The organism is Winogradskya consettensis (assembly GCF_018332715.1).
GTDB lineage: Bacteria > Actinomycetota > Actinomycetes > Mycobacteriales > Micromonosporaceae > Actinoplanes > Actinoplanes consettensis.
This window is the reverse complement of sequence record NZ_BOQP01000046.1, coordinates 23,928-40,124: the sequence shown is the minus strand read 5'-3', so window position 1 is coordinate 40,124 and position 16,197 is coordinate 23,928. Positions and strand designations below refer to the sequence as shown.

At 69.3% G+C, this 16,197-nt stretch carries 20 protein-coding genes and 1 pseudogene; 8 read left to right on the top strand and 13 right to left on the bottom strand.

What is annotated here, in order from left to right; genetic code table 11:
* The first annotated feature begins 30 nt into the window (after positions 1 to 30).
* Positions 31 to 744 (top strand): 6-phosphogluconolactonase, encoded by a 714-nt coding sequence (gene pgl, locus Aco04nite_RS37135; protein ID WP_213001919.1) that lies wholly within the window; start codon positions 31 to 33, stop codon positions 742 to 744.
* A 234-nt stretch (positions 745 to 978) separates the two neighbouring features.
* Here pgl and Aco04nite_RS50110 read toward each other — a convergent pair.
* A pseudogene (locus tag Aco04nite_RS50110) lies at positions 979 to 1,995 on the bottom strand (class I SAM-dependent methyltransferase).
* 202 nt (positions 1,996 to 2,197) lie between these two features.
* A complete protein-coding gene (locus Aco04nite_RS37120) occupies positions 2,198 to 3,403 on the bottom strand; it encodes an MFS transporter (protein ID WP_213001917.1) in 1,206 nt (401 codons plus the stop codon).
* Positions 3,404 to 3,721: 318 nt separating this feature from the next.
* On the opposite strand from Aco04nite_RS37120, the gene Aco04nite_RS37115 reads away from it, so the two are divergent.
* The gene (locus Aco04nite_RS37115; protein ID WP_308161715.1) at positions 3,722 to 4,234 is read left to right on the top strand and encodes an NUDIX domain-containing protein; all 513 of its coding nucleotides are present in this window, start codon (positions 3,722 to 3,724) and stop codon (positions 4,232 to 4,234) included.
* A 22-nt stretch (positions 4,235 to 4,256) separates the two neighbouring features.
* Here Aco04nite_RS37115 and Aco04nite_RS37110 read toward each other — a convergent pair whose 3' ends face one another.
* Complete coding sequence (locus Aco04nite_RS37110) at positions 4,257 to 5,321, bottom strand: site-specific integrase (protein WP_213001916.1); 1,065 nt, start codon at positions 5,319 to 5,321, stop codon at positions 4,257 to 4,259.
* 55 nt (positions 5,322 to 5,376) lie between these two features.
* Between Aco04nite_RS37110 and Aco04nite_RS37105 the strand changes: the two genes are divergently transcribed.
* The 3 genes from Aco04nite_RS37105 (at position 5,377) to Aco04nite_RS37095 (ending at position 6,788) form a co-directional block, all read left to right on the top strand.
* Complete coding sequence (locus Aco04nite_RS37105) at positions 5,377 to 5,583, top strand: NUDIX domain-containing protein (RefSeq protein ID WP_213002064.1); 207 nt, start codon at positions 5,377 to 5,379, stop codon at positions 5,581 to 5,583.
* A gap of 78 nt (positions 5,584 to 5,661) precedes the next feature.
* Positions 5,662 to 6,063, top strand: coding sequence for a nuclear transport factor 2 family protein (locus Aco04nite_RS37100; RefSeq protein ID WP_213001915.1), 402 nt, complete (start codon positions 5,662 to 5,664; stop codon positions 6,061 to 6,063).
* A 26-nt stretch (positions 6,064 to 6,089) separates the two neighbouring features.
* A complete protein-coding gene (locus Aco04nite_RS37095; protein WP_213001914.1) occupies positions 6,090 to 6,788 on the top strand; it encodes a helix-turn-helix transcriptional regulator in 699 nt (232 codons plus the stop codon).
* A gap of 405 nt (positions 6,789 to 7,193) precedes the next feature.
* Here the strand turns inward: Aco04nite_RS37095 and Aco04nite_RS37090 are convergent, their stop codons facing one another.
* Positions 7,194 to 7,496: a DUF1905 domain-containing protein gene (locus tag Aco04nite_RS37090; protein WP_213001913.1), complete on the bottom strand. Its 303-nt coding sequence runs from the start codon at positions 7,494 to 7,496 to the stop codon at positions 7,194 to 7,196.
* Positions 7,497 to 7,580: 84 nt separating this feature from the next.
* Between Aco04nite_RS37090 and Aco04nite_RS37085 the strand changes: the two genes are divergently transcribed.
* Entirely contained in the window at positions 7,581 to 8,693 is a 1,113-nt protein-coding gene (locus tag Aco04nite_RS37085; RefSeq protein ID WP_213001912.1) for an FAD-dependent monooxygenase, read from the top strand.
* On the opposite strand, the gene fliQ is transcribed toward Aco04nite_RS37085, so the two are convergent.
* The 3 genes from fliQ to Aco04nite_RS37070 form a co-directional block, all read right to left on the bottom strand.
* Complete coding sequence (fliQ, locus tag Aco04nite_RS37080; RefSeq protein WP_203834576.1) at positions 8,690 to 8,962, bottom strand: flagellar biosynthesis protein FliQ; 273 nt, start codon at positions 8,960 to 8,962, stop codon at positions 8,690 to 8,692. The genes Aco04nite_RS37085 and fliQ overlap by 4 nt on opposite strands.
* Before the next feature lie 186 nt (positions 8,963 to 9,148).
* Positions 9,149 to 9,631, bottom strand: a complete 483-nt coding sequence (locus tag Aco04nite_RS37075) for a hypothetical protein (RefSeq protein WP_213001911.1) — start codon at positions 9,629 to 9,631, stop codon at positions 9,149 to 9,151.
* Complete coding sequence (locus Aco04nite_RS37070) at positions 9,628 to 10,221, bottom strand: RNA polymerase sigma factor (RefSeq protein WP_213001910.1); 594 nt, start codon at positions 10,219 to 10,221, stop codon at positions 9,628 to 9,630. Before Aco04nite_RS37070 ends, Aco04nite_RS37075 begins: the two co-directional genes overlap by 4 nt.
* Between Aco04nite_RS37070 and Aco04nite_RS37065 the strand changes: the two genes are divergently transcribed.
* Both Aco04nite_RS37065 and Aco04nite_RS37060 read left to right on the top strand, forming a co-directional pair.
* Positions 10,216 to 10,761 carry a hypothetical protein gene (locus Aco04nite_RS37065; RefSeq protein ID WP_213001909.1) on the top strand — a complete coding sequence of 182 codons (546 nt, stop codon included), beginning with the start codon at positions 10,216 to 10,218 and terminating at the stop codon, positions 10,759 to 10,761. The two genes, Aco04nite_RS37070 and Aco04nite_RS37065, sit on opposite strands and share 6 nt — an antisense overlap.
* A 24-nt stretch (positions 10,762 to 10,785) precedes the next feature.
* The gene (locus Aco04nite_RS37060; protein ID WP_213001908.1) at positions 10,786 to 11,403 is read left to right on the top strand and encodes a GNAT family N-acetyltransferase; all 618 of its coding nucleotides are present in this window, start codon (positions 10,786 to 10,788) and stop codon (positions 11,401 to 11,403) included.
* Positions 11,404 to 11,454: 51 nt separating this feature from the next.
* Here Aco04nite_RS37060 and Aco04nite_RS37055 read toward each other — a convergent pair whose 3' ends face one another.
* The 6 genes from Aco04nite_RS37055 to Aco04nite_RS37030 all read right to left on the bottom strand — a co-directional run bounded on the left by Aco04nite_RS37055 (position 11,455) and on the right by Aco04nite_RS37030 (position 16,193).
* The gene (locus Aco04nite_RS37055) at positions 11,455 to 11,799 is read right to left on the bottom strand and encodes an RNA polymerase-binding protein RbpA (RefSeq protein WP_213001907.1); all 345 of its coding nucleotides are present in this window, start codon (positions 11,797 to 11,799) and stop codon (positions 11,455 to 11,457) included.
* Between the two features lie 232 nt (positions 11,800 to 12,031).
* Complete coding sequence (gene secG / locus Aco04nite_RS37050) at positions 12,032 to 12,286, bottom strand: preprotein translocase subunit SecG (RefSeq protein ID WP_203834582.1); 255 nt, start codon at positions 12,284 to 12,286, stop codon at positions 12,032 to 12,034.
* A gap of 97 nt (positions 12,287 to 12,383) precedes the next feature.
* The gene (gene tpiA / locus Aco04nite_RS37045; RefSeq protein ID WP_213001906.1) at positions 12,384 to 13,178 is read right to left on the bottom strand and encodes a triose-phosphate isomerase; all 795 of its coding nucleotides are present in this window, start codon (positions 13,176 to 13,178) and stop codon (positions 12,384 to 12,386) included.
* Positions 13,179 to 13,182: 4 nt separating this feature from the next.
* The gene (locus Aco04nite_RS37040; protein WP_213001905.1) at positions 13,183 to 14,379 is read right to left on the bottom strand and encodes a phosphoglycerate kinase; all 1,197 of its coding nucleotides are present in this window, start codon (positions 14,377 to 14,379) and stop codon (positions 13,183 to 13,185) included.
* A 6-nt stretch (positions 14,380 to 14,385) separates the two neighbouring features.
* Positions 14,386 to 15,381, bottom strand: a complete 996-nt coding sequence (gene gap / locus Aco04nite_RS37035; protein WP_203834585.1) for a type I glyceraldehyde-3-phosphate dehydrogenase — start codon at positions 15,379 to 15,381, stop codon at positions 14,386 to 14,388.
* Positions 15,382 to 15,590: 209 nt separating this feature from the next.
* Complete coding sequence (locus Aco04nite_RS37030) at positions 15,591 to 16,193, bottom strand: TetR/AcrR family transcriptional regulator (RefSeq protein WP_213001904.1); 603 nt, start codon at positions 16,191 to 16,193, stop codon at positions 15,591 to 15,593.
* Positions 16,194 to 16,197 lie beyond the last annotated feature (4 nt).

Genomic DNA, 16,197 nt, shown 5'->3' with positions numbered 1-16,197 from the left:
CGGCCCTTTCAACGTTCCGGAGGATTTTTCATGAGCGAGACCGTTGTCGTGGTGGTTCCCGACGCCGACGTGCTGGCGTCGTCCGTGGCCGCCCGTCTGGTCACTTCCATCATCGACGCGCAGGCGGTCCGGGGCCGTGCCGACGTCGTCCTGACCGGCGGCCGGGTGGCGGCGAAGGTGCTGCGCGCCGTCAAGGAGCTGCCCGCCTCGGCCGCGATCGACTGGTCCCGGGTGGACCTGTGGTGGGGCGACGAGCGTTTCCTGCCGGCCGGCGACCCGGACCGCAACGAGACCCAGGCCCGCGAGGCCCTGCTCGACGCGCTCCCGCTCGACCCGGCCCGCGTGCACGCGATGCCCGCCTCGGACGGCCCGGACGGCGACGACGCGGAGGCCGCGGCCGCCCGTTACAGCGCCGAGGCCGGCACCCCCCAGTTCGACGTGCTCATGCTGGGAGTCGGCGAGGACGGCCACGTCGCGTCGCTCTTCCCCGGCCACCCGGACGCCGCGAAGACCGGCACGGCGATCGCGGTCCACAACAGCCCGAAGCCCCCGCCGACGCGCATCTCGCTGAGCCTGGCGACGATCCGGTCGGCCAAGGAGGTCTGGCTCGTCGCGGCCGGCCCCGACAAGGCGGTCTCGGTCGGCGCGGCCCTCGGTGGCGACCAGTCCCTCCCGGCCGCCCGCGCGACGGGCACGTCCCGCACGCTCTGGCTGCTCGACACGGCAGCAGCCGCCAAGCGTTAGGACCAGCAGCGCTCCCGGCGGCCCCCTTATCCTGTCGCGGTGACCGACGACTGGCTGCCGGGTTGCTGCTGACGGACGACGCCGGCCGGGTCCTGCTGGTCGAGCCGGCTGGAGTGCGGACGAGTGTCCCGGCTTGGCCGATGGGCGACCAGCGGCCAAGCCGGGTTCGACTCGCAAACCCATGCCCGAAGCGAAGCTGCGGGATGCGATCCTGTTCTGGGGCGAAGTCGCGTTCTACCGAATCTCGTTGGACGGTTCGGCTAGCTTCGGGCCGTGGGCTAGCAGTCCTTGAGGGAGCCGGTTTCGCAGCAGCGTGGCGAGGCGCGGACTCACGAGCGCGTCGGTGATGACATCGCCCAACTGTTCCTTGAGGATCCCGCCGCGAGCGAGGTCACGGAAAGCCGTCGGCATCGTTCGGGGCCGTAGCTGTTGCTGCAGGTCGTGGTGGCAGCACGGTGATGCGAGTACGTAGTTCACGTCGTGGTTGACCGCGAACGCGAGGACGTCGTCGGTGGCGGTGTCACAGGCGTGCAATGCGATCACCAGGTCCGGGTTCTCGGTGGGTGTGTATCGCTCGATCGCCGAGGTGGTGAACGTGAGCCGGTCCTGCCAGCCGAGTCGCTGCGCACGTTCGTTGTTCCGGGTGATGACTTGGGCGTCTCAGTCGACTCCGGTGACGGTGCAACGGACGCCGTTCTGCCATAGGTAGTGAACGGTGGCGAACGTCAGGTACGCGTTGACGCAGCCAAGATCCAGCACGCGCAGCGTCCCGGCCGATCCGGGGCGGCCTTTGAGGGCGGCGTCGAGGATCCGGACGAACTCGTTGATCTGGCGGTACTTGCGTTGCGCGGTCGGTTTGACGATGCCGTCGTGGCTGACGCCGAGGGCTTCGAGGAACGGCGCGTCTTCCGGGATGGGTCGGTCTCGGACGCGGTCGTGGGAGAGGGGTTGGACGTTCGTTGCGTTGCGTTGGGAGACCAGCAGCTTGCCGCGTTTGGTGACGCAAGCTTCGATGGTGGCCGAACGTAGGTCGACGTGGGAGTCGCGGAACGGGACGTCGGCCAGTTCGTCGGCGACCGCGCCGGAGGCCGGGTAGTTGCGTGTCACCGCGGTTGTCTCGGTGTGCCAGGTGACCTGCGTTTGCACTGCGTCTTGGAGGGCGACTTTCCGCACGATGACGCGCCGCCAGGGATTCTGCGTGCCATGCGCCGCTCCGCTGAGGACGGCACGCTGGAGTTCGTTGTGGTTCATTGCATGACGGATGAGGTTCGCCATGGCCGTGAAGCCTGCCATAGGTGTGCCCGTTCTCGGTTGGTCGCGTCGACAGCAAGGAGCGAGGCCCTCCGCTGTCCGCCGCGATAGGTCAATGGGTGCGAATCACCGATCGCGTTGCCGTGAGGCCGGGTTCCGCCTGGCGGGTAGGCGCTTGGCCAGGCGAAACCCGTCAGATATGTCAGGCGGCTGATGCCTGACGCAGCGGTCGCCAGGCGGCGGTGGCGATGAGCGTCATCATGGCGGCGGCGATCCAGAACGGTGTGGTGAGGCCCCAGACGTGGGCGAGGGCGCCGCCGAGGAGTGAGCCGAGGGCGGCGCCGCCGACATCGAGCAGCGTATAGACGCTGCCGACCCGGCCGAGCAGGTTCTGAGGCACGACGCGTTGGCGCAGGGTCACCACGATGACGCCCCAGACCATGGTGTGTATCCCGAAAACGATCAGGATGGCGGCGGCGACGAGCGGCGTCGTGGTGATCGCCAGGGTGGTGTGGGTGATGACCTCGACAACGAGGCCTGCGCGGAGCAGGGTGCCGGCCCCGAATACTCGCTGCAGTCGCGGCGCGAGGACGGTGCCGAGTAGCCCACCGACGGCGAAGGTGGTCAGCAGGAAGCCGTAGCCGACGTCGGACAGGCCCAGTCGTTGCCGGGCGTAGAGGACCAGGGTGGCGAAGGCGGCGCAGAACGCCACGTTCGCCAGTCCCATGCTCACGGCGAGCGTGCGCAGCAGGCGGTGTTCCCAGAGCCAGCGGACACCGTCGGCGATCTCCGCGTGCAGGGCCCGACGTGGTGGGGACGGCGGCGTGGGGATCGGTTTGATCGTCGCCACCAGTGCCGCGGCCACGGCGAAGGTCAACGCGTTGACGCCGAACGGCACGGCGGCGGCGATCACGAACAGCCACGCGCCCAGCGGTTTGGCGACGAACTGGTTGGCGATGGTGAAGGTCGCCATCAGCCGGGCGTTGGCGGCGGCCAGCCGGTCCGGTGCCACGATGGCAGGCAGGAACGCGCCGGAGGCGGTGTCGGCCAACGTCTCCCCGGTACCGAGGAGGAAGAACACGGCGTAGACCACGGCGACCGTGGCGGTGTCGGTGGCGACGGCGATGGTCAGCGCGGCCAGGGGCAGCGCACGCAGGATGTTGACGGCGATGACCAACATGCGACGGTCGAGGCGATCGACGTAGGCGCCGCTGATCAGGGCGAACAGGAGCCAGGGCAGTTGCTGGACGAAGACAGCGCCGCCGACGAGGGCCGGGTCGGTGGTGATGGAGGCGATCAGCAGCGGGCCGGCCGCCATGGTGATGCCGTCACCGATGTTGGAGACGGCCGAGGCGGTCCAGAGTTTGGCGAAGTCCGCGCCGAGACGCGCGGTAAGAAGGGCACGCAAAATAGCTCCTCGAGCAAGGGGAAACGGTCGTCGCGTGAGCGACCGCTTCGCGGCGAGGAGCACCACACCGTGGGCCAGAGCCCGACGGTGGACCGACTAACGCGCGGTGTGCTCTCGCGGCGAAGCGGTGACCGTGACCTTGAAGAGGCGCATGCCAACTCCCAACTGTGGATCAACTATCGAGGCAGGATAGCCGGAAGGAACCGACCCTGCTGACAATTCCTGCTCGGTGCTTGCCCTGCCCCTCGCGCTCGATCGGGTGTTGCTCGTTCGAGGTAGAACCGCCCGCGTGGGTGGGGCTCGGCTAGCGTGCCCGGTATGACCTCCGAGGCGACTCCCCACGCCGGTCCGGGCGTTCCTGTGGCAGCGTTCGATTTGGCGTTGCCGCGCAAGCGCATGGCGTCCACGGTCCTGCTCTTCGACGACTTGGATCGGGTGCTGGTAGTGGAACCGACGTACGTCGATTTTATGGAGCTGCCTGGTGGCTCGGTTGATCTCGACGAGTCGCCTCGGCAGGCGGCGATTCGGGAGGTCAAGGAGGAATTCGGGCTTGATCGGGACCCCGGCCGCTTGTTGGCCATAGATTGGGTTCCGCCGCGGCCTGGCCGCAGTGAAGGCCTCATCGTGGTGTTCGATGGTGGCCGCCTGACGGTGGAGGAGATTGCCGGTATTCGTCTGCCGGCCGACGAGCTTCGCTCGTATGCGTTTCTCCCTGCGGCCGAGGCCGCGCAGGCCTTGCCTGACTTGTTGGCGCGGCGACTGTTGTCGTGCCTGGAGGCCCAGGAAGCGGCGACCACGGTCTACCTGGAGAACGGCTCGCTTACGGGTTGACCTCATTCCCTGCTGGCGAGTGTCAGCGCAGTCGAAGGACCCGGAGGCTCGGGTCGGATCGCGTGAGTTGTTCTTGCAGGCGCTGAATCTCTTCCTCTAGGCGGTGGTTACGCAGTGTGAGCACCTGGATATGGTTGGCGTAGACGCGAATCGTGTCCTCCAGTTCCCGGGTGCGCTTGGCGGTGTCGTGGTTTGCGTCCTTCGTGGTCCGCTTGAGCACGTACTGGTGCAGTCGCTTCATCACCCGCGCCGGCACGAAGACCGTGCGAGCTCGGTTGCGCTTCGTGATGGTCGCGGGCAGATGCAACGGGCTCGCCGCTTGAGGGGCACCGATGGTCGGCAACTCGGTGACGGGCAGGCTCGCCGCCTCCGTCAGGCGCATCCCCGTACCGATCAGCACGTCGGCGAAGACGGCGTTGCGTTCGCCGTGACGGCCCCGCCAGTGTGGATCGGGACCGCCTCCCGGCAGCTGGCCGCGCAGCCCCACGTCGCGCCACAGCAGATACTCCTCGTACGGCATGACGCGGATGCGCTGATCCTCCTCATCCGGCTCGCGCTCGATGTTGACCAGGACGGTCGCCACGCCAGCCGGCGTCCGGACGGTCCGCTCCACCATGCGAAAGGGCACCGCCGGCAACAGTCCCTCGGACACCGCCCACCGGGCCCATTTGTCGAGGGCAGCGAGGAACCGATTCCAGGTCGCGCCCGATACCCGCTCCGGCCCATCAGTACGGCGTCGAGCACGCTTATAGCCGCGTAGATCCGCTTGACCGGACTCCCAGATCGTTCGCCCGCTGCGGCACACGTGAAGGTACCGGCAATACAGAGCGAGGTCCCGCATGTAGGCGTTGACGGTGTGCATCGATCGCACGCCCCAACCGTCGAGCTCACGCCCGAAGCGGTTCAGCTCCAGATCGTAGAAACCGTCCGGACCCAAGAGGAAGGGCTGCCCGTCCGAGATCCCTTCCCGATCGAAGATTCCGCCGACACCTGAGTGCCGCAGGCCCCCGAGATCTTGGAGACCCTTCGCGGACGTTTTGAACAGCAGTAAGCCAACCTCAAATCCAGGGGTTGAAGGTGAAGACACCGGATTCAACGACGCCCGGGACGGTCATGATCTGCGACACCGCTGAAGTGCCAACATAAAGTGGGAGATCCCCGGCGGCGGGGTCGAGGCCGGCGAGTCGCCGTACGCCGCGGTGGTGCGGGAGCTCCAGGAGGAGCTCGCCCTGCCGGTGAGGCCCGGCCTCCTGCTGGTCACCGACTGGGTGCCGCCACGACCGGACCGCACGCCGTGCGAGCCAGGGCCGAGGGCATCACGGCCTACCTGGAGAACGGGTTCCCCGTGACCCGGTAGCGCGGATGGACGTCGATCCTGGCGGGAACACCGACACACCGTTGTCGCGCGGGCGTCCGAGAGTGGATGCATGACCACGAACACGAACCCCACGACCAGTTCCACCGCCCGTCACTCGCTCGACCTGTGGCTGACGATGTGGAACACCGACGGCGACATCGCGCGGCGGATCTGCGCCGACGACTTCCGGATCCACTTCAGCATGGCCGAGTCCGACGGGTCGGCCCCCGCGGACGCCATCCGCACCGCCGAGGACTTCGCGCGGTATCTCGGCGGGTGGCACGAGCAGCACCCGGGTGTCGTCTTCACGAGCGTCGCCGATGCCATCGACGGCGACCACGGGCGGCTGCTCTGGGACATGGAGGCGGACGGCCGGCGCGCGGGTGGCGTTGACGTGTTCGACTTCGCCGGGGACGGCCGGATCCGGCGGGTCTGGTCGGTGGGCGGACAGCGGAGCATGCGGAGCTCGTGACCGACGGTCTCTGCCAGACTTGAGGTATGAAGCGAGCCGAGCGGCAGTACGCCCTCGTCGACCTGCTCCGCGGAGCGCGCCGGCCGTGGTCCGCCGCTCGGCTCGCCGGCGAGTTCGGGGTGTCCTCGCGCACCATCGAGCGCGACATCGGATCACTCCAGCTCGCCGGGGTCCCCATCTACGCGGACCACGGGGCGGCGGGCGGCTACTCGATCCTGCGTGAGTATTCGCTGCCGCCGCTGAACCTGTCCGCCGCCGAGTCCTTGGCGGTGCTGGCCGGGCTCGCGCTGCTCGGGTCCTCGCCGTACCAGGGGGCCGCCCGCCGCGCACACGCCAAGATCGCTGCCGTCATGCCGGAGGAGTATCGCGCGCCCGTCCAGGAGATGCTCGGGATGATGCAGGTCATCGACGCTGTCGCCCCGGCGGACGGCGCCGTGCCGCTCGGGATGCTCTCCGACGCGATCGCCGCCCGGCGCGTGGTGCGGCTCACCTACCTGGGCGAGGATCACGCCACCAGCACCGTCCGTGACGTCGAGACGATGGGACTTCTCCGCGCGGGCGATGCGTGGCTGCTCACCGGATGGTGCCGGCTGCGCGCTGCGATCCGCGGCTTCCGCATCGAGCGGATCACCCGGCTCGAGATCCTCGACGAGGTCCCACCACCCCGCGACCCGGCGCTCCTCGAGGCGGACCTCGCGCGGTGGCCGACGCGACGTCTCGCGTGAACCGGCCTCAGGGCGCGGGTCGTGACTAGTCCGCACCGCCTGGTCGAATGTTGCGCTGAAGACCGGAATCCGACAACTTTCTGCGGTTTATCTCTCCAAAACTGGCGAATCATGTCTGACGGCATAACCTGTGTTCCTGGCCAGACGTCATTGGCCGACGCTTGATACCAACGCCGCAGAAGATTGCGGCATCGCCGGTTTCGGCGCAACTTCGTGCCCGTGCCGAACTCGGGACACTGGAGACCTTTCGCGGTGAAGGTCTGGTCCTGATCTGCCGTGACGCTTCCGGGTGATCGTTTCCGGTGGATGCCCAGGGTCTGCAGCCTGGGGAACCTGCCTGCCCGCACAGCAACCACCCGGGTCTGTTGCCGCCGGTCCCGACCAGAGCCTGACCGCGAAAGGACGCTAGAGGTCGATGAGCTCGACCGTGGCGTTCACCGTGTCGCCCGGGTCGAGGTGTTCGGCGGTGCGGACGGCGCGCTTGATCGGCAGCACGTAACTGCCGCGGGCCTTGTCCGGGAAGATCGACGTCTTCCAGGTGCTGGTGCCCACGGTGGCCCGCACGCGCACCGAGCCGAACCCCCGGCGCAGCCCCGAGGCCCGTTCCCGGATCTCGTCGCCGGCGTCCGCGGGCAGGCTGACAAACGTCCAGGTGTCCATCCGCCGGGCATCCCAGAGCCACAGCTCAGACTCGAAGTCCACGATCACGCCTCGATTATCGCGCCCTGGCCAAACGGGCCGGCACCCTCCACACTGGATCGCATTGACGCGAGGACACGGGGAGTGGTTGACGTGCGACGTTCGGTGCTCATTGTGGGAGGCGGGATCGCGGGGCTCACCCACGCGATCGCCGCACGGCGGGCAGGTTTCGACGTCGAGGTCGTCGAGGTCCGCCCCGACTGGGCCGTGGCCGGGTGGGGTCTCAGCCTCACCGGTCCCGCGCTGCGGGCGCTGCGGTCCGTCGATCTCGAGGACGTCTGTCTCGCGGCGGGCTACCCCATTTCCCGTACGCTCAACTGCGATGTCACCGGCACCGTGCACAACGTCATGGAGCTGCCCAGCGTGCTCGGTCCCGGCCGGCCCGCCGAGGCCGGCATGGGCCGTCCCGTGCTGCACGAGATCCTCCGGGCGCGGGCCGCCGAGCTGGGCGCGACCCTCAGAACCGGACTTTCGGTCCGGGCCGCTGAGACCAACGGCGATCAGATTTCGGTACGCCTGGACGACGGCACCACGCGCACCACCGACTATCTCCTCGGCGCCGACGGGGTCCGCTCCCGCACCCGCGAGCAGCTGGGCCTGACCGGTGAGCCCCGCTACACCGGTCAGATGGTGTGGCGGGCGCTGGTGGACCGCCCGGAGTGGGCCACGGACATCCACACGTTCGGCGGCCCCACGTTCACCGCGGGCCTGATCCCGATCTCCGCGGACAAGGGCTACGTCTTCCTGACCGAGGGCCTCGACGACCCGGAACCGCTCGCCGGCGACCTGCTGGCCGACCGGATGCGCGAGCTGCTGGCACCGTTCAGCGGCCGCCTCGCGGAGGTCCGGGACACCATCACCGAACCGGGCCAGGTGGTACGCCGCCCGGTGCACGCCCTGTTCGTCGACGGACCGTGGCACGCGGGCCGGGGTGTGCTCGCCGGTGACGCCGCCCACTCCCCCTCGCCCCAGCTGGTGAGCGGCGCGGCACTGGCGATCGAGGACGCGGTGGTCCTGGCCGAGGAAATGGCGGTCGCTGACGATGTGGAGAAGGCCCTCGCGGCGTACGGCACCCGCCGCCACGACCGCGCCCGGGCCCTGGTCGAGACCTCGGTGGCACTGGGCCGCGCCGAACGCGAGGGCCGCCGCGACGAGATGCACGCCCTGCAGCGCCAGGGCCACGGCGGCATGGCCGCGCCGATCTAGCTCCCGATCAGCTGGGGGATCCGCTCGAAGAGCTGCGTGGTGAAGGTGACCATCTCGTGCAGCATCCAGTTGCCGCTGAACAGAATGGCCGCGCCGACGCCCGCCGCCTTCGGGACGAACGACAGCGTCGCCTCCTGGATCTGCGTCACGGACTGGAACAGCGAGATCGCGAACCCGATCGCCAGCGCGGTCAGCAGCACCGGCGCGCACATCTTCGCCGCGATGGTCATCGCCTGCATGCCCAGCTCAACGATCTGCACATCGGTCATGCCCTACCGTTCGGCCGGCGACCGCCCGCGCCGAGTGCAGAACGGGTGCAATCGGGTTCGCGACGCCAGAATCCTAAAGTCCGCGCGACGAGATCTGCTGCACTACCTCAAGGGTCCCGTTCACCAGCTCATCGTGTCATCCGTCCCGGCCAGGCGAGGCTGGCTCCTGCCGACTCGCCGGGGTTCTCAGCCGGGCGAGTTCGGTGCCGGGGTGACGGTGGGTTCGGGGGCTTCCGTCGACCGAGGTGCCCGGCTCGCACCGGGGATCGCGGTTGGTGACGCTGTCCCGGCCGGTTCCGACCCTGCCTGCGAGGAGACGGTGGGCGACGTTCTGGTGGGCGAGACGCTGAACCGCGATGGCGAGGGCGATCTGGGTATCGCGGCCGGCGACGGGCTCGGGGGTGTTGATGGGGACGGGGACGGTGGGGCGGAGGGGACGGTCACTCCGGGGGTGTCGGGACGCTCAGGGCGTACGGGGAGGAAATGGGTGACCGCTGCCACCAGGGTGACCGCCGTGAGGGCGGCCCCCGCCAGCGCGAACAGCCAGCGGCGCCGGATCGGGCGGGCAGGTTGCATCGTCGGCGGGCGGGCCGGCTGCAGCTGGGTGGCTGTCACCTGCATCGCGCGGGCGGACAGGGCACCGCGGAGGCGTGCCTCGAGAGCGCTCATCGTCGGTCCCCCAGCTGATCGCGCAGGATCGTGAGGGCGCGGCTGGCGGTCGACTTGACCGTGCCGCGCGACACGTGCAGCGCTTCGGCAATCTCTTGTTCGGACAGGTCTGACCAGTAGCGCAGGACCATCACCTGACGCTGGCGGGTGGTCAGCCTGCCGAGCGCGTCCAGGACGGCGCGGTCGCCCTCGCCCAGCAGCACCTGGTCCTCGGCCGCCGGGGCGGTCATCGGCGGGGGCGGGACGTAGGCGCGGGCGGTCTTGCGGCGGCGCAGGGCCGAGCGGGCGGCATTCATCACGCCGGAGGTGAGGTACGCGTCCGGGTCCGCGACGGTGTGCAGTTCGGCACCGTGGCGGCGGTAGAGAGCGGCGAAGACGTCCTGGACGAGGTCCTCCGCCGTGGCCAGGTCGTCGACCATGAGCACCGCCAGGCGTACGAGGCCCAGCCGCCGGGCCTGGTACAGCTCGTTGATCGCGGGTGGGCCCGAACCGCCGGGGCCTGCCGTGTCCCGCACCGGGGTGCCGGATCCGGACATGACCGAGCGCAGCCACCGGATGAGCGGTTGCGGCAGGACCCCGACGAAGTGCATCAGCGCGTGGGCTCGGTGGAACGGCTGGGGGTGGGAGCCGCTGTCGCGGAGCGGGTCGGGCTCGGGGCCGCCGTCGCCGACCGGGAGGGGCTGGGAGTGGCAGTGCCCATGCGGGTCGGGCTGGGAGCCGCCGTCGCGGACCGGGACGGGCTGGGAACGCCCGTCGCGGGGCGGGTCGAGTTCGGCACCGGGGAGGCGGGTGCGGCCGTGGGTGCCGCGGTGGCTCCGGGCGAGATCGGCACCGGGGAGGCCGTGCTGGTGGCCCCGGGCACGGGAGATGCGGTGGATGCGGGCACGGGGGACGCGGTGGCGGTCGCGGCCGTCGGGGACGGTACCGGCTTCGGGGTCGAGCCGGAGGTCGTGCTCGCGTACGCGGCGGCGGAGATGCCGCCGATGACGAGGAACGCGGCGGTGCCGACTGCTGCGGTGACGGTCTTGCGCATCGGGGGGTCTCCTGCGGGGTCGATGTCGGACTCTCGCATGGAGGGACGCGTGACGGCCAGAAAGGTTGGCAGCCGGAGAGTGACGCCGGTCACATAGCGGCGACGACCTAGACTCACGGCCGTGCAACCCGTGATCCGCCCCTACCGCCCTGCCGACCTCGACGCCGTTTACGACATCTGCGTACGGACCGCCGACAGCGGCGGTGACTCCCGCGGGACGACGTCCTCCGACCGCCTCGTGGGCGACATCTTCGCGGTGCCCTACGTGACCCTCGAACCGGAGCACGCCCACGTCCTCGACGACGGCACCGGCGCGGCGGTCGGCTACGTGCTCGGCACCGCCGACACGGCGCGTTTCGCCCAGCGCTACCGGGACGAGTGGCTGCCGGCGACCGCGGGACGATATCCGGAGCCGCAGGACCCGCCCGTCACCGCCGACGACCGGTGGTTGCTGCTGCACCACCACCCGGAGCGCATGGTGCTGCCCGCGCTGGCCGATTATCCGGCGCATCTGCACATCGACCTGCTGCCGGAGTGGCAGGGCAAGGGGCAGGGGCGGGGTCTGATCGGCGCGTTCCTGACCGGGCTGCGCGAGGCGGGCGTGGCCAAGGTGCACCTCGGCATGTCGCCGTCGAACACGGGGGCACGCGCTTTCTACGACCGGCTCGGCTTCCGGGAGCTCAGCGTGCCCGACGTCGGCCAGGTGACCTTCCTCGGCCGGACCACCGACCCGCTGTAGGCCCGAACCACAGCGGCGGCAGCCGTGAGGCCACCGCCGCTGCGAGGAGGATCAGGCTCCGCCGCGGCGGCGACGGATCTTGGCGAGGGCTTCGGCGAGGATGGCCTCGCCGTCGGCCTCGGAGCGGCGCTCCTTCACGTAGGCGAGGTGCGACTTGTAGGGCTCGTTGCGCGACTTGCCGGGCGGGTTGGCCCGGTCGAGACCGGCGGGCTGACCGCAGCGGATGCAGTCCCAGGTCTCCGGGGGGACGACGTCGGCGGCGAACCGGACCTCGACCTCGTGCCCGGCAGCGCACCAGTACGTCACCTCCCGCCGCGGTGCGGGTTCGCTGCGCTCGTCGGGGCGCATCGGGCTGGACCCGATGCGGCTGCCGCGGATCGCGCTGCCACTGGACACGGATGTCACTCCTGCCTGTCAGGGGCGTCTTCGCCGAGGGAAAGGTCCGGCGGTCGTAGGCGGTGAAAAACAGCCGCGCGGCCCGGAGGGACCGGACCGCGCGGGAGAGTCTACGACTCGCAGGGCGACTCAGGAAGAGTTACCGACACACGGTACGGAACCGTGCGTTAACAATGTGTTTCAGGACACCTGAATCACGAAAAATAGCGGTTACGGGTTCACGAGCTCTGGTTCAGGAGCTCTGGGCCAGCTTCAGCCAGAGACCGAGCCCGACGATGCAGGCGAACCAGACGATGCCCACGAGCACCGTGTAACGGTCGAGGTTCTTCTCCGCCACCGAGGAACCGGCCAGGCTGGAGGTGACGCCGCCACCGAACATGCTGGACATGCCGCCACCCTTGCCGCGGTGCAGCAGGATGAGCAGGGTCAGCAGAATGCTGGTGATGAGCAGCAACACGATCAACGTGTAGGCGAACGCGATCGGCATGGTCGGGTCAATCCTCTCGAAGGGCACGGCAGCGCCCCCACAATAGCGGGCGCGCCAAGAACCGGCCGCCCCAGGGCGACCGGTTCTTCACAATAGATCAACGCTTGACATGCTCCTGGAACCGGACGATCGACACGAACTCCTCCGCGACCAGGCTGGCGCCGCCGACGAGGGCACCGTCGACGTCCGGCTGGGCCATGATGGCGGCGATGTTGCCCGCCTTGACCGAGCCGCCGTACTGGATGCGGATCACATCGGCCACCTCGGCGCCGTGTTTGCCGGAGATCGCGGCGCGCAGGGCGCCGCACACCTCCTGGGCGTCCTCGGGGGTCGCGGTCTTACCCGTGCCGATGGCCCAGATCGGTTCGTAGGCCACGACGATCTTGCTGACCTGCTCGGCCTTGAGCCCGTCGAGCGCACCGGTCAGCTGGGCGACGCAGTGCGCCACCTGCTCGCCGGCCTCGCGCACGTCCGGGCCCTCGCCCACGCAGACGATCGGGGTCAGGCCGTTCGCCAGGGCGGCTTTCGCCTTGGCGTTGACCAGGGCGTCGTCCTCGTGGTGGTGCTGGCGGCGTTCGGAGTGCCCGACGACTACGTACGAGCAGCCGAGCTTGGCCAGCATCACGCCGGAGACGTCGCCGGTGTACGCGCCGTTCTTGTGCGGCGACAGGTCCTGCGCGCCGTACTTGATCAGCAGCTTGTCGCCGTCGATCGCGGTCTGCACGGTGCGCAGGTCGGTGAACGGCGGCAGGACCACCGTCTCGACATCGGTGAGCTGCTTCGGGGTGAGGCTGGCTGCCAGTTTCTGGACCAGAAGATTCGCCTCGCGGTGATCGAGGTGCATCTTCCAGTTGCCGGCCATGATCGGGGTGCGGGGAGTCGCCCCGGCCATGGTCTCAGCTCTCCAGCGCGGCCAGACCCGGCAGGGTCTTGCCCTCGAGGTATTCCAGGGACGCGCCGCCACCGGTCGAGATGTGGCCGAAGCCGGACTCGTCGATGCCGAGTGTGCGGACCGCCGCCGCGGAGTCGCCGCCGCCGACGACCGAGAAGCCGTCGATCTTGGTGATCGCCTCGGCGACGCCGCGGGTGCCGGCGGCGAACGGGGCGAGCTCGAACACGCCCATGGGCCCGTTCCAGAACACCGTCTTCGCCGTGCCGATCGCCTCCGCGAACAGCGCCACCGACTGCGGGCCGATGTCGAGACCCAGCTGCTCGGCAGGGATGTCCGCCACGCCGACGATCTCGTGGTCGGCGTCCGCGGAGAACTCGGTCGCGGCGACCACGTCGACGGGCAGCACGATGCGGCCGTCCGCTTCCGCCAGCAGCGAAGCGCAGGTGTCGATCATCTCGGCTTCGAGCAGCGACTTGCCGACCTCGTGGCCCTGGGCCTTGAGGAAGGTGAAGCACATGCCGCCACCGACGAGCAGCTTGTCGACCTTCGGCAGCAGCGCCTTGATGACGGCGAGCTTGTCGGAGACCTTCGAACCGCCGAGAACCACGACGTACGGCTTCTCGGGCGTCTCGGTGACCTTGCGCAGCACCTCGACCTCGCGAACGACCAGGCCGCCCGCGTAGTGCGGGAGCCGGGCCGGCACGTCGAACACCGAGGCGTGCTTGCGGTGCACGGCGCCGAACGCGTCGTCGACGTACGAATCGGCCAGCGCGGCGAGCTGGTCCGCGAAAGCGCCGCGCTCGGCGTCGTCCTTCGAGGTCTCGCCGGCGTTGAAGCGCAGGTTCTCCAGCAGCAGCACCTGGCCGCCGGTCAGCTTGCCCGCGGCTTCGGTCGCCGATGAGCCCACGGTGTCCTCAGCGAACACGACGGGCGTGCCGAGCAGCTCACCGAGCCGCGTGGCGACCGGTGCGAGCGTGAACTTGGGGTCCGGCGCGCCCTTGGGACGGCCGAGGTGGGAGGCGACGATCACCTTCGCGCCCGCGTCGCGCAGGGCGACGAGGGTCGGCAGCACCGCCCGGATGCGGCCGTCGTCGCTGATGACTGTGGGGTCGCTCTTGTCGAACGGGACGTTCAGGTCGGCGCGTACGAACACGCGCCGACCCGAGACACCCTCGCCGAGCAGGTCGTCGAGAGTCTTCACGTCAGCTCAGCCGACCAGCTTGACCAGGTCGACGAGGCGGTTCGAGTAGCCCCACTCGTTGTCGTACCAGCCGACGACCTTGACCTGGTTGCCGATGACCTTGGTCAGGCCGGCGTCGAAGATGCAGGAGGCCGGGTCGGTGACGATGTCCGAGGAGACGATCTCGTCCTCGGTGTAGACCAGGATGCCCTTGAGGGGGCCCTCGGCCGCGGCCTTGATGGCGGCGTTGACCTCGTCGACCGAGGTCTCCTTCTTGGCCTGGAAGGTCAGGTCGGTGGCGGAGCCGGTCGGGATCGGCACGCGCATCGCGAAGCCGTCGAGGCGGCCCTTGAGCTCCGGCAGCACCAGGCTGACGGCCTTGGCGGCACCGGTCGAGGTCGGGACCACGTTGAGGGCGGCGGCGCGGGCGCGGCGCAGGTCCTTGTGCGGGCCGTCCTGCAGGTTCTGGTCCTGGGTGTAGGCGTGGATCGTGGTCATCAGGCCACGCTCGATGCCGATCGTGTCGTTCAGGACCTTCGCCATCGGCGCGAGGCAGTTCGTGGTGCACGACGCGTTGGAGATGATCGTGTGCTTCGCGGCGTCGTACTTGTCATCGTTGACACCGATGACGATGGTGATGTCCTCGTTCTTGGCCGGGGCCGAGATGATGACCTTCTTCGCGCCGTTGTCGACGTGCGCCTTCGCCTTGGTGGCGTCGGTGAAGAAGCCGGTCGACTCGATGACGACGTCGGCGCCCAGGTCGCCCCAGTGCAGGTTGGCCGGGTCGCGCTCGGCGAACGCCTTGAAGGTCTTGCCCGCGACGGTGATCTCGTCGGCGGTGGCCTTCACCTCGTAGGGGAGGCGGCCCAGGATGCTGTCGTACTTCAACAGGTGGGCAAGCGTCGCGTTGTCGGTCAGGTCGTTGACGCCGACGATCTCGATGTCGGCGCCGGAGGCCTGCACAGCGCGGAAGAAGTTGCGGCCGATTCGGCCGAAGCCGTTGATGCCAACCCGGATGGTCACAGGTGGATCTCCTCATTTCGGTCCGCCGGAAGCGACCGGCGGAGGTCTTCGTGCCGACCCCAGAAACCCGCGTCGGCCGTCCTGCCCGGCTCCGTCGCCGTCACCAAGACCCTAGCCGAGGAGGATCGAGACGTCGCTGCTGGGGCGCTACCTGATCGTTACTTCAGGGTGACATCAAAAAAATATCCCTACGGTACGCACATACGGTTTTACGACCGCACCGGCCCTTGCAGTAGGGACTCCAGCAAGGACAACGACTCCTCGATGTCGACGGAGGGGTCGAGGAGCCACTGGGTCTGCAGACCGTCCGACGCCGCGATGATCAATGCGGCTGCGGCGTCCGGGGTGATATCGGCGCGGATGTGACCGTCGCGCTGCTCCTCGCGTACGCGATCCGCCAGAAGACCACGCAGGTCGCGGAAGCGGGCCGAGAAGAAGGAGCGGGCAGCGTCATGCCCGTTCTCCAGGGCACCGGCCACCAGGGTCGAATAGAGCTGCACCAGCCCCGGCACCCCGTGGTTGCGCCGCGCCGCATGGGTCATCAGGCCGACCGGGCCGGTCGTGCCCACCGGGGGATCACCGAGCGTGGAGCGCTCCTCGGCGGCCCGGTAGACCTCGATCAGCAGCTCCTCGCGGGAGTCGAAGTAGTGCTTGAGCGCCGCGTGCGAGACCCCGATCGCCTCCCCGATCGCGCGCAGCGACGTGCCCTGGGCGCCACGCTCGGCGAAGACCTCGATGGCCCGGTCCAGGATCTCCTGCCGGCGCCGGACGCCCTTCTCGTACGAGCCGCGGCGCTGAAGTTCTTGGGTCACGCGG